Source organism: Pseudomonas sp. lyk4-R2A-10, from assembly GCF_030209075.1.
Lineage (GTDB): Bacteria > Pseudomonadota > Gammaproteobacteria > Pseudomonadales > Pseudomonadaceae > Aquipseudomonas > Aquipseudomonas glycinae.
Map to the genome: position 1 here is coordinate 39724 of NZ_JARVSR010000021.1, position 12862 is coordinate 52585.

Sequence of the window (12862 nt, forward strand, 5' to 3'; positions counted from 1 at the left end):
GATACATTTCCCTCCTCTCGGCAAAATCCCTCAAGTCCTTTGTTTATCGGGTCCTCGGCCGCCAGAAAAAAGTTGGTCTGCAAATTGCTTATGGCTCAGCAGTACAGCGGTGGGCGGCAAACGTCCGGCATGCAGAGGAAAGAGTGTGGACAAGTACCTTTATGTGGCAATGACCGGCGCCAGCCAGAACGCACTGGCGCAAAAGGCTCATGCCAACAACCTGGCGAACATCTCCACCAACGGTTTTCAGCGCGACCTGGAACAGGCGCGTTCGATGCCGGTGTTCGGTGACAGCTTTCCGGCGCGTGCGTTTGCCATGAGCGAACGGCCCGCCACCGACTTCACGCCGGGGTCGCTGGTGCAGACCGGCCGTGACCTCGACGTGGCCGTCAGCGGCAACGGTTTCATTGCCGTGCAGAACCCCAACGGCGGCGAAAGCTACGTGCGCACCGGCAGCCTGAATATCGACGCCCTTGGCGTCTTGCGTGCCGGCAATGGCATGCCGGTCATGGGCAATGGCGGGCCGATCGCGGTGCCGCCGGAGCAACAGGTGGAAGTTGGCGAAGACGGCACCATCAGCATTCGTGCGATGGGCGAAGGCCCGCGGGTCATGGCCGAAGTCGATCGCATCAAGCTGGTCAACCCGGACATCAAGAACATGAACAAGGGCCTGGACGGTTCGATCTACACCAAGGACGGCCAGCCTGCGCCGGCCGATGCCAACGTCAAACTGGTGTCGGGGTTCCTGGAGTCGAGCAACGTCAATGCCGTGGAAGAGATGACGTCGGTGCTGGCCCTGGCCAAGCAGTTCGAACTGCACGTCAAGATGATGAACACCGCCAAAGACGACGACCAGGCCATGGCTCGGGTCTTGCAGATCAGCTAATTATCAGAACGTCGCGCCGTAAAACAGGCGCACGAGGAGAATCGAATGCTTCCGGCTCTATGGGTTGCCAAAACCGGTCTGTCCGCCCAGGACACCAACCTGACCACCATTTCCAACAACCTGGCGAACGTGTCGACCACGGGTTTCAAACGTGACCGCGCCGAGTTCCAGGACCTGCTCTATCAGATCAAGCGTCAGCCAGGCGCCCAGTCGACCCAGGACAGCGAACTGCCGTCGGGTCTGCAAGTGGGTACCGGTGTGCGCATCGTCGGCACCCAGAAAAACTTCACCGCCGGCAGCCTGCAAACCACCGAGCAGCCGCTGGACATGGCCATCGACGGTCGCGGTTTCTTCCAGATCCTGCAACCGGACGGCACCACGTCCTACACCCGTGACGGTACTTTCCACCTCGACTCCAACGGCCAGATCGTCAACGCCAGCGGTTTCGCCCTGGAACCGGCCATCGTCATCCCGAACAACGCCCAGACCTTCACCGTAGGTCGTGACGGCACCGTGTCGATCACCGTCGCCGGCAACCCTGCCGCTCAGGTGATCGGCAACCTGCAAACCGCTGACTTCATCAACCCGGCCGGTCTGCAAGCCGTGGGCAACAACCTGTTCCTGGAAACCGCCGCTTCCGGTGCGCCGCAAGTCGGTACTCCGGGCCTGAACGGTTTCGGCACCACGCTGCAGAACACCCTGGAAACCTCCAACGTCAGCACCGTGGAAGAGATGGTCAACATGATCACCACCCAGCGCGCGTACGAGATGAACTCCAAGGTGATCTCCACCGCCGACCAGATGCTCTCGTTCGTAACGCAGAATCTGTAATCAAGTCTATGAGGCGGCCATGAGGTCGCCTGCAACACCGTGAGGTAAGGGTCATGAAGCGCTTTGTATCTGTTGTGGCATTGAGCGGGGTCGTCTCGCTCGCGGGCTGCGTCGCTCCGACGCCCAAGCCCAATGATCCTTACTACGCCCCGGTGTTGCCGCGCACACCGTTGCCGTCGGCCGCCAACAACGGCTCGATCTATCAGGCCGGTTTCGAGCAGAACCTGTACAGCGACCGCAAGGCGTTCCGGGTCGGTGACATCATCACCATCACCCTGAACGAGAGGACCCAGGCCAGCAAGAACGCCAACTCGCAGGTGGCCAAGAACAGCAAGACCGGCATCGGCCTGACGTCGCTGTTCGGCGGCAGCGCCACCACCAACAATCCGTTGGGCGGTAACGACCTGAGCCTGGATGTCGGTTACAGCGGCGACCGCGCGACCAAGGGTGACAGCAAGGCCGCGCAGGGCAACACCCTGACCGGCTCGATCACCGTGACCGTCGCCGACGTGCTGCCCAACGGCATCATCGCCGTGCGTGGCGAAAAGTGGATGACCCTCAACACCGGCGACGAGCTGGTGCGGATCGCCGGTCTCGTGCGGGCCGATGACATCGCCACCGACAACACCGTGTCTTCGACCCGGGTCGCCGATGCACGCATCACCTACTCGGGCACCGGTTCGTTCGCCGATGCGAGTCAGCCAGGCTGGTTCGACCGTTTCTTCCTCAGCCCGCTGTTCCCTTTCTAGGTGGCTACGTTGAATTTCAAGAGCCTCATGCTCGCTGCGGCGTTGATGTCCGCAGCCTTTGGTGCCCACGCCGAGCGGCTGAAAGATATCGCCAGCATTTCCGGCGTGCGTTCCAACCAGTTGATCGGCTATGGCCTGGTGGTCGGTCTTAACGGTACCGGCGACCAGACCACGCAGACCCCGTTCACCCTGCAGACCTTCAACAACATGCTCTCGCAGTTCGGCATCAAGGTGCCGCCGGGATCGGGCAACGTGCAGCTGAAAAACGTCGCGGCAGTGTCGGTGAGTGCCGATCTGCCGGCGTTCGCCAAGCCGGGTCAGCAGGTCGACATCACCGTGTCGTCCATCGGTAACTCCAAGAGCCTGCGCGGCGGCACCCTGTTGCTGACCCCGCTCAAGGGTATCGACGGCAACGTTTACGCCATCGCTCAGGGCAACCTGGTGGTGGGTGGTTTCGACGCCGAAGGTCGTGACGGTTCGAAGATCACCGTCAACGTTCCGTCGGCCGGTCGCATCCCGGGCGGTGCGTCGGTCGAGCGTTCGGTGCCGAGTGGTTTCAACCAGGGCAACAGCCTGACGCTGAACCTCAACCGTTCCGACTTCACTACCGCCAAGCGGATCGTCGACAAGATCAACGACATGCTCGGCCCTGGCGTGGCTCAGGCCATCGACGGCGGTTCGATCCGTGTGACCGCGCCGCTCGATCCGAGCCAGCGCGTCGACTATCTGTCGATCCTGGAAAACCTCGAAGTCGATCCGGGTCAGGCCGTGGCGAAAGTCATTATCAACTCGCGTACCGGCACCATCGTCATCGGCCAGAACGTGAAGGTATCGCCGGCCGCCGTGACCCACGGCAGCCTGACCGTGACCATCACCGAAGACCCGATCGTCAGCCAGCCGGGCCCGCTGTCCAATGGCCAGACCGCCGTGGTGCCGCGCTCGCGGGTGAATGCCGAGCAGGAAGCCAAGCCGATGTTCAAGTTTGGCCCGGGCACTACCCTCGACGAGATCGTCCGGGCGGTGAACCAGGTCGGCGCCGCGCCGGGTGACCTGATGGCCATCCTCGAAGCACTTAAGCAGGCCGGCGCGTTGCAAGCCGACCTGATCGTGATCTGAGGACGGCGACCATGGATATGCGCAAAAGCGGTCTGGTCAGCAGCAGCGATTCGGGTTCGTACTCCGACCTCAATCGCTTGAATCAGCTGAAGGTCGGCGACAAGAACAGCGATGCGAACATGCGCAAGGTCGCGCAGGAATTCGAATCGCTGTTCCTCGGTGAAATGCTCAAGTCGATGCGTTCGGCCACTGAAGCGCTGGGGCAGGACAACCCGCTCAATACGCCGGCCGCCAAGCAGTATCAGGAAATGTATGACCAGCAACTGGCGGTTTCCCTGTCCCGCGAGGGCGGTGGTATTGGCCTGGCCGACGTGCTGATCAAGCAGATGTCGAAGAACAAACCGATGGCGCCGGGCGAGGCGGCGGCCGCGTCCGCCGCCAAGCAGGAAGAAGCCAGGGCCAAGGCCGCTGCCGTGGCCACGCCGATTGCCGCTGGCACCGTGGCTGCCAATGGTCCGTTGTCGCGACTCAATGGCGAGCGGCCGCTGTGGGCGTCGCGTTCGGTGCATGCGCCGAACACTGAACTGACCCATCGCAATGACATGGAAATGATCAACCAGCGTCGTCTGGCGTTGCCGCCGAAACTGGCGGATCGCTTGCTCGCCGGTCTGGTGCCGTCGGCTACGCCGGCAGCGGCCACTCAACTGCCGCAACGCGCCGCGACCGCCGCTGTTATCGGTTCCGGCCCGCTGTATAACGGCGACTGGCTGGCCCGCGCCGAGGCGGACAAGGCTTCCGGCGGACAGATGCAGATTTACGGTCGTGCGATGGCACAGATCCCGTTGGCGCCAGCCAAGCGCGCGTTCAGCAACGCCGACCAGTTCGTCAACACCATGTTGCCGATGGCGCAGGAAGCCGCCGCGCGCATTGGCGTCGATCCGCGTTATCTGGTGGCTCAGGCTGCACTGGAAACCGGTTGGGGCAAATCGGTCATGCGCGCCCAGGACGGCAGCAGCAGTCACAACCTGTTCGGCATCAAGGCCAGCAGCAACTGGAAGGGCGATTCGGCCCGCGCGATCACCAGCGAATTCCGCAACGGGCAGATGGTCAAGGAGACGGCCGAGTTCCGTTCCTATGCCTCGTACAAGGACAGCTTCCACGATCTGGTGACTTTGCTGCAGAGCAATAATCGCTATCAAGATGTGCTGAAGTCGGCCGATAACCCAGAACAGTTTGTACGCGAATTGCAGAAGGCCGGTTACGCGACCGACCCGAACTACGCGACGAAGATTTCGCAGATTGCCAGGCAGATGACGGTCAATCAGAACTACGCTGCGGCCGGCGTTTCAACAACGCCCTTATAAACACAAGGTAAGGTTTGAATCATGAGTTTGCTCAATATCGGGATGTCGGGGTTGGCCGCGAGTTCATCCTCTCTGGCTGTGACGGGCAACAACATTGCCAACGTCGACACCGCCGGTTATTCACGCCAGCAAACCGTGCAGGGCACCAAGTCCTCGATTCAGTACGGTAACGTTTTCATCGGTACCGGTACGACTCTGGCCGACGTGCGCCGGGTGTACAACTCCTACCTCGAATCCCAGCTGCGTACCGCCACGTCGCTCAATAGCGAAGCCGCCGCTTTCGGTGCGCAGGCGACCGCACTGGACGGCTCGCTGTCCGACACCAACACCGGCCTGACCGGTGTGCTGCAGAAATTCTTCACCTCGATGCAAGGCGTGTCGACCTCGGCCACCGACGACACTTCCCGCCAGTCGGTGCTGACCGGCGCCCAGGCCCTGACCAGTCGCTTCAATGCGCTGGCCAAGCAGATGAACGATCAGAACGCCACGCTCAATGGCAACCTGTCCGACATGGCGTCCCAGGTGAACAAGCTGGCAACCTCGATTGCCACGCTGAACCAGAAGATCGGCGAGATCTCCACCAGCGGCGGCCAGCCGAACGATCTGCTCGACAGCCGTAACGAAGCCGTGCGTCAACTCTCCGAGCTGACCGGCGCGCAAGTCGTTGAGCGTGGCACCAGCTTCGACATCTACATCGGCAGCGGCCAGCCGTTGGTCATCGGCAATACCACCAATACCCTGAGCACCGTGCCGCTCAAGGGTGACCCATCGCGCATGGGCATCCAGATGGATCGTGGTTCGAGCACCATCGACATCACCTCGGCGATGACCGGTGGTGAAATCGGCGGTCTGCTGACTTATCGCAAGGAAGTGCTCGATCCTGCACTCAACGAGCTGGGCCGAGTGGCACTGGTCGTTGCCGACCAGATCAACCGCCAGCAAGCCCAGGGCATCGACAAGAACGGTGACTTTGGCGCGGCCATTTTCAACAACATCAACAGTGCCGCCCTGATCAGTCAGCGCAGCATCGCCCAGTCCGGCAACAGTGCAGGTTCGGGCAATCTTGATGTCACCATCAAGGACACCGGCAAGCTGACCACCAGCGACTATCAGGTCACCTTCACCAGCGCGACCAACTACACGGTCAAGCGCTCCGACGGCACCGACATGGGTTCGTTCAGCACCACGACCACGCCGCCTCCGGTAATCGACGGCTTTACTCTGGCCCTTAACGGTGGTGCGCTGAGCGCCGGCGATACGTTCAAGGTCACCCCGACCCGCAACGCGGCGTCCAGCATTCAGACCGTGCTTACCGACCCGAAGAAAATCGCCGCCGCCGGACCATTGACCGGCGTGGCCAGTGCCAACAACTCAGGCACCTACACTCAGCCGACGCTGACTGACGTCGTCGATATCTACAACCCGGCGTCCCAGGCAGAGTTGCAGAACGCGCTCAAGTATTCGACCCCGGTCAAACTGGTATTCGGTGCCACCACCAGCGGCAGCCAGACTTACAACATGGTTGATGCCAAGGGGGCCACGATCGGTTCCGGCGTCATCGTTCCCGGTCAGGCGAACACCCTGAACCTGAAGATCGGCATGGTCGACTCCACCGGTGCTCCGGTGATGGACACCACCGTCATCCCGAACGTGCAAAAGACCTTCACCGTGCAGACCACCGTGGGCGCGACGCCGAAGTCCGGCGAAACCTTCACCATCAGCCTGACCGGCGCGGCCTCTTCGGACAACCGCAACGCCCAGGCACTGGTCGGTTTGCAGACCAAACAGACCGTTGACACCGGCACGGCGAGCAAGGGCATCAGCCTGACCGACGCTTACAACAAACTGGTAACCAACGTCGGTACCCAGGCTGCCCAGAGCAAATCCGACAGCGCAGCCACCACGGTGATCCTGGATCAGGCCCAGGGTGCACGGGACTCGCTGTCCCAGGTCAACCTGGATGAAGAGACCGGCAACCTGGTCAAGTATCAGCAGTACTACACAGCGTCTTCGCAGATCATCAAAGCTGCGCAGGAAACCTTCGCCACGCTGATCAACAGCCTTTAAGGAGCCGTAATTCATGCGCATTTCCACCGCCCAGTATTACGCGACACAAGCTGCCCAATATCAGCGCAACTACAGCAAGACGGTCGCGACCGCCAACGAAGCCAGCAGCCTGCAGCGCATCAACACGGCAGCCGACGATCCGATCGGTGCCGGTCGCTTGCTGAAGCTGGGCCAGCAGGCCGCGATGCTCGAGCAGTACAAAGGCAACATCGACACCACCAAGAGTTCACTGACCGTTCAGGAATCCACCCTGACATCCATCACCACCGCCCTGGCACGTGCCAAGGAAATCGGCCTGGCCGCCAACAACGGCATCGCCACCGATACGGATCGCAAGGCTTACGCGGCGGAACTGACCCAGATCCAGCAGCAGGTGCTGGGCCTGATGAATTCCAAGGACGCCAACGGCAACTACCTGTTCTCCGGCTCGAAGACCGATACCGCGCCGTACTCGCAGAACGCCGACGGCACCTACACCTACAACGGTGACCAGACCCAGATCAACCTGGGCATTGGCGACGGCCTGTCGGTGGCGACCAACACCACCGGTTGGGATGCTTTCCAGCAGACCATCAATACCGCCCGGACCCAGACCAGCATGACGGCTCCGGCTGTCGATGACGGTCGTGTGGTGCTGACCAACGGTATCGTGGGTACCGCTGCGACTTACAACGCCAAATTCACGGCCGGCCAGCCGTACACCGTGGATTTCATCAGCAGCACTCAGATCAAGATCACCGATGCCCTGGGCAATGACGTCACCACCGAAGCCAGTCAGAACGGTGCGATCACCAACAGCAACGGTGCCAACCAGACGGTCAGTTTCCGTGGTGTCGATCTGAAACTGAACATCAACCTCAAGCCAGGTGATACCAATCCGGACGCGGTCATCGCCGGTCACAGCTTCCAGCTGTCGGCCACACCGGACTCGTTCACCTCCGTGCGCAGCCCGGGCAACCCGTCGACCGCGGTCATCACCGGTTCGAACGTGACCAACCAGGCGGCCTACAACGGCGCCTTCCCGTCGGGCGGCGGCGCCGTTCTGAAGTTCACGAGTGCCACGGCATTCGACCTGTACGCGGCGCCTGTCACTGCCGACAGCAAACCGGTGTCTTCGGGCACCGTGGTCGGTGGCAACGCTACGGCTGCGGGCGTGACTTTCGCCATCGGTGGCACGCCAGCCGCCGGTGACCAGTTTTCGATTCAGTCCAACAACCACCAGACCCAGAACGTGCTCGACACCCTGGGCCAGATGGTCACTGCACTGAACACACCGATCGATGGTGATCCGGTCGCCAAGCAGAAATTCCAGGGTGCGATGGAGTCGGCGCTCGGCAACATCGAAAGTGCCGCCAACCAGATCGGCAGCGCCGTCACCTCGATCGGTGCCCGTGGCCAGTCGCTGGATGAACAGACCACCACCAACGAGACCCTGATCCAGGCGAACACCACCACTCAGGGCTCAATCCGCGATTCCGATCCGGCCGAGGTGATGACCCGCCTGACCCTGCAGCAGACCATGCTGCAGGCCTCGCAACTGGCGTTCAGCAAAATCAGCCAGCTGGGTCTGTTCAACAAGATCTGACGGCAGGCAGGCGGGCGCGCAAGCGCCCGCGTTGCCCTGTTCCTTCAATAGTTAATGTCTTAGCGGTTTCAAGAGCTCGCTTTTCTGGGCGGGTTCACACCGCCTGTGAGCCCGCCGTGAATTCACTTCCCCTCGTCAGCCTCGTCATTCCAGCCTTCAATCCGCGTTTTTTCGAACGGGCATTGCAAAGTGCCGTGAGTCAGGGCTATGGCAATCTCGAAATCATTGTCTGCGATGACAGTCGTGGTCACGAGATCAAAACCATCGTCGACTCGGTGAGCGATAGCAGCGGCGTGGCGGTGCGTTATGTACGCAATCCCCGGACGCTGGGGCTGGTGGGCAACCTGCACGTCTGTCTCGAACAGGCTCAGGGCGAGTTCATAAAATTCCTGTGCGATGACGACCAGTTGTTCAGCATCTGTGTCGAGCGTCAGGCGCAGACACTCATCGATCATCAGGATGTCAATCTGGCCCTGGCCCAGCGCCTGTTCTGGGATGCCGACGACCGGCCGTTGCCGTCACGCCTGCAAAACACGCCGCTGTCTCCGACCTGCGGGCTGTTCAAGGGTGAAGACCTGCTGGCGATCTTCGAGAACTTCCCGGTCAACATTCTGGGCGGTTTCAGCAATGCCCTGTTTCGCCGGGCCGATGTAGTGGAGTTGCTGCCGGCGTTGACCCAGCCGGGACACTGCTTTGTCGCCAGTCTGGACTTCGCCTTGTATGTCTGCCTGCTGCGCCGGGGCAACATGGTGGTTTCGAACCATGTCCTGAGTGTCGAGCGTCTGTACCCTGAACGATTGAGTGGTCAGCAGGCCATGCGCGATGCGATCGAGGCCGAGCGTCAATGGCTGACGCAGATGCTCAAGGCACGCAGCGGCGAATCGGCGCCTGCACCGGGCTGGGTGCGCTACGTGCCGATGACCAAGGCGGCCGAGTTGCCACGTGTCTGGGAAGAACTGCCGCTGAGCCGGACGCTGGGTACCAAGCAGACGACCCAGGATTGGCACGTGGGCATCTCCAGCGTCAGTTTCGCCGAGCTGTACGCGCAGTGGCTCGAATGCCGCCACCTGACCGAAGGCCAGCGTGAATTGCTGCCGGATACACTGGCCGCGTGGCCGCGTACACCGAAAATCGTTGCACTGATTATTGACGAGCAGGGCAGTCGCTCGGCGCTGGATCTTACGTTGCAATCACTGGCCGCCCAGGAGTATTTGCCCGAGCTGACCATCGTATTGTCTGCGGCCTGTACCGAGGCGCAGCTGGACGAGCGCGTGGTGCGCATGCCGCTGCAGGATGACTGGCAGCAACAAATCAATGATCTGTTGCCGCAACTCGATGGTGCCGACTGGTTCTACCTGCTGCGTGCCGGCGATCGGTTGGTGGTGCCAGCGCTGTTGGTGATGGCCGAGCGCATTGCGTTGTCGCGTACCTTGACGTGTCTGTACAGCGATGAAGGTGGGTTGACCCAGGGCGAATCGACCGAGCCGGTATTCAAGCCGGACTTCAACCTTGATCTGATGCGCAGCTACCCCTACGTCGGCAGGGCGCTGGCGTTCGAGCGTGAGCGCTTCCTGGCCCTGGGTGGTTTCGATTCGTCGTTTGGCGAACTGGCACCCCACGATGTGCTGTGGCGCATGGTCGAGGAGGGCGGCACGCCGGTGGTCGGTCATATCGCGGAGGTGTTGCTGGAGTCTGTATTTGACCTGGCCAAGTGGCTGTCCGGACCGGAAATGGCAGACAGCAATGCACAACTGGTCGGCGCACACCTGGATCGGCTGGGCATCGCTCATGACATCCGTCGCGGTGCATCGAACCTGTTGAACCGGGTCGACTATCACCACGCCCGCCGGCCGCTGGTGTCGATCGTCATCGTCAGCAAGGATCAGACGGCGGCGGTGCAACGCTGCATCGAGAGCCTGCTGGAGAAAACCGCATACGCCGAGTACGAACTGCTGCTGGTGGACAACGGCAGCGAGAGCGCCGAAGCCCAGGCCTGGTTCGATGGCATGGCGCAATTGGGCAGCGAGCGGATTCGCGTGCTGGACTGCCCGCAGCAGGAAAACCTGGCGGCGGTGCGCAATCTCGCCGTGAGTCAGGCCCGTGGCGATTACGTCCTGCTGCTCAACCCGTACGCCGTGATCACCAACGGCGAATGGCTGGCGGAAATGCTCAATCATGCGCAAAGGCCGGAAGTCGGTGTAGTGGGCGCGAAACTATTCAACCCGGATGGCCGGATCGTGCATTCCGGGCTGATTCTGGGTCTGCAAGGGCCGGCCGGCGTACCGTTTTTCGGTGAATCGCTGCAGGCGACGGGTTACATGTATCGTCTGCTGGCGGCGCATGACCTGAGCGCCGTCGGCAGCGATTGCCTGCTGGTGCGCAAGTCGGTGTTCGAGGCCGTCGGTGGCCTCGACGAACAGGACCTGGCGCAGTCGCTGAACGAAGTGGACTTGTGCCTGCGTGTCGGTCAGCAGGGTTATCTGGTGGTCTGGACGCCTTATGCGCAGTTGGCATTGGGTGCGCAGCCGGCCGGTACGCCGAAAGAGGGTGAAGAGGCGCGGCTCGGCAAAGAGCAGGAAACGTTCTACAAGCGCTGGTTGCCAATCGTTGCGCGGGACCCGGCCTACAACAAGAACCTGTCGCTGAGCGGCCTTGGCGGGTCGAGCTTCAGTCTCGATCCGGGCTTGCGTACTGGCTGGACTCCGTTCTCCCAGCCACAACTGCCGAAGATCCTTGCGCTGCCGGTCAACGCCTCCGCCATCGGTCACTACCGCGTGACGCAGCCTTTGATCGAGCTGGAAGCGGCGGGGCGTGCGCTGGGGCGGATTCACTACAACCTGCCGACGATCATTGAGGTCGAACGCCAGTCTCCGGACGTGATCATTTTGCAGGGGCGCTATGCCGAAGCACCGATCAACGAAATCCCGGGTCTGCAAAAGTACTCCAGTGCGCGGCGGATCTATGAGCTCGATGACTACGTTATCGATGTGCCTCACCGCAACGCGCATATCCGCAACATGCCGAACAAGGACGAAATGGAAAAACTGGTCCGCCGGGCGATTGCCATGTGCGACCGGGTCGTGGTGTCCACGGCGCCGCTGGGCAATGCGCTGTCGAGCATGCACAACGACATCCGGGTCGTTCCGAACATGCTGTCCCAACATATGTGGTGCGACTTGCGCAGCCAGCGCCGCACCTCGAAAAAACCGCGGGTCGGCTGGGGCGGCGGCACCAGCCACCACGGCGACCTGGCGGTGATTGCCGACGTTGTTCGTGAACTGGCCAATGAAGTCGACTGGGTGTTCTTCGGCATGTGCCCGGATGAGTTGCGTCCGTACATGCACGAATTCCACGGCGTGATCGGTCTGGACGTGTACCCGGCAAAACTGGCGAGCCTCAACCTCGACCTGGCCCTGGCACCGCTGGAGTTCCACATTTTCAACGACTGCAAGAGCAACCTGCGTCTGCTGGAGTACGGCGCCTGCGGATACCCGGTGATCTGCACCGACACCGAGGCCTATCGCGGTTACCTGCCATGCACCCGGATCAAGACCAACACCACGGACGAGTGGCTGCAAGCGATCCGCATGCACCTGGCCGATCCGGATGCGAGCTATCGCATGGGCGACGAATTGCGTGAAGTCGTGCTGCGCGATTACGTGCTGCGTGGGGATAACCTGCGGTACTGGGAAAACGGCTGGCTGGCGGATTGATCGGTTCATCCGCGCTCCAAAAAAAACAGGCGACTATTGCAATCGCCTGTTTTTTTTTACCTGCCTGTTCGTCTTTGTTTCATTGGCGATACATTTCTTTGCAACGGACTCAAGCGCAGGGAGTTTCCTGTCGATATCAACACATTGCAGTTCAAGAAAATCATGCCGCGATGACGAGTGATCGCCACGCTGGCCGGTACCGGTTCACAAACAAGGCAAGGAAGATGTAATGGCGGTAATCAACGGGACAAACGGCGCGGATACGCTGAACGGTACGAGTGGGGATGATGAGATCAATGGCCTGGGTGGCAATGATGTGATTATCGGGAGTGCCGGGGCTGACAAAATTGACGGTGGCGCGGGTTTCGACACGGTCGATTACTCGGCTTCGTTCGCCGGGGTCAATGTCGATATTCGTCCGGGCACCGGGTTGCCTGGCACCGGTGGTGATGCGCAAGGCGACACGCTGATCGGCATTGAAAAGGTCATCGGTTCGGCGTTCAACGATACCTTCACCACTGATGCTTATCTGTACGCCACTTACGAAGGCGGTGCAGGCGATGACATCTACTTCGTCAACGGCGGTGGCGTGACCGTCATCGAGCAGGCCG

Annotated in this window: 9 protein-coding genes; all 9 read left to right on the forward strand. The window is 61.2% G+C overall.

Annotation, left to right across the window (positions count from 1 at the left end; all coding sequences use genetic code 11):
* Positions 1–145: 145 nt before the first annotated feature.
* The gene (locus tag QRN46_RS28135; RefSeq protein WP_011333016.1) at positions 146–886 is read left to right on the forward strand and encodes a flagellar basal body rod protein FlgF; all 741 of its coding nucleotides are present in this window, start codon (positions 146–148) and stop codon (positions 884–886) included.
* 45 nt (positions 887–931) lie between these two features.
* Positions 932–1717 (forward strand): flagellar basal-body rod protein FlgG, encoded by a 786-nt coding sequence (gene flgG / locus QRN46_RS28140; protein WP_011333017.1) that lies wholly within the window; start codon positions 932–934, stop codon positions 1715–1717.
* A 53-nt stretch (positions 1718–1770) separates the two neighbouring features.
* Entirely contained in the window at positions 1771–2466 is a 696-nt protein-coding gene (flgH, locus tag QRN46_RS28145) for a flagellar basal body L-ring protein FlgH (protein ID WP_011333018.1), read from the forward strand.
* Between the two features lie 27 nt (positions 2467–2493).
* Positions 2494–3582, forward strand: a complete 1089-nt coding sequence (locus QRN46_RS28150; protein ID WP_011333019.1) for a flagellar basal body P-ring protein FlgI — start codon at positions 2494–2496, stop codon at positions 3580–3582.
* 11 nt (positions 3583–3593) lie between these two features.
* A complete protein-coding gene (flgJ, locus tag QRN46_RS28155) occupies positions 3594–4886 on the forward strand; it encodes a flagellar assembly peptidoglycan hydrolase FlgJ (protein ID WP_285358684.1) in 1293 nt (430 codons plus the stop codon).
* Between the two features lie 21 nt (positions 4887–4907).
* Positions 4908–6953 carry a flagellar hook-associated protein FlgK gene (flgK, locus tag QRN46_RS28160; protein WP_285358687.1) on the forward strand — a complete coding sequence of 682 codons (2046 nt, stop codon included), beginning with the start codon at positions 4908–4910 and terminating at the stop codon, positions 6951–6953.
* Positions 6954–6966: 13 nt separating this feature from the next.
* Positions 6967–8538, forward strand: a complete 1572-nt coding sequence (locus QRN46_RS28165; protein WP_011333022.1) for a flagellar hook-associated protein 3 — start codon at positions 6967–6969, stop codon at positions 8536–8538.
* A gap of 116 nt (positions 8539–8654) precedes the next feature.
* Positions 8655–12251 carry a glycosyltransferase gene (locus QRN46_RS28170; RefSeq protein ID WP_285358690.1) on the forward strand — a complete coding sequence of 1199 codons (3597 nt, stop codon included), beginning with the start codon at positions 8655–8657 and terminating at the stop codon, positions 12249–12251.
* Between the two features lie 229 nt (positions 12252–12480).
* Positions 12481–12862: calcium-binding protein (locus QRN46_RS28175; RefSeq protein WP_489105029.1), on the forward strand; the 382-nt coding region annotated here is incomplete at its 3' end.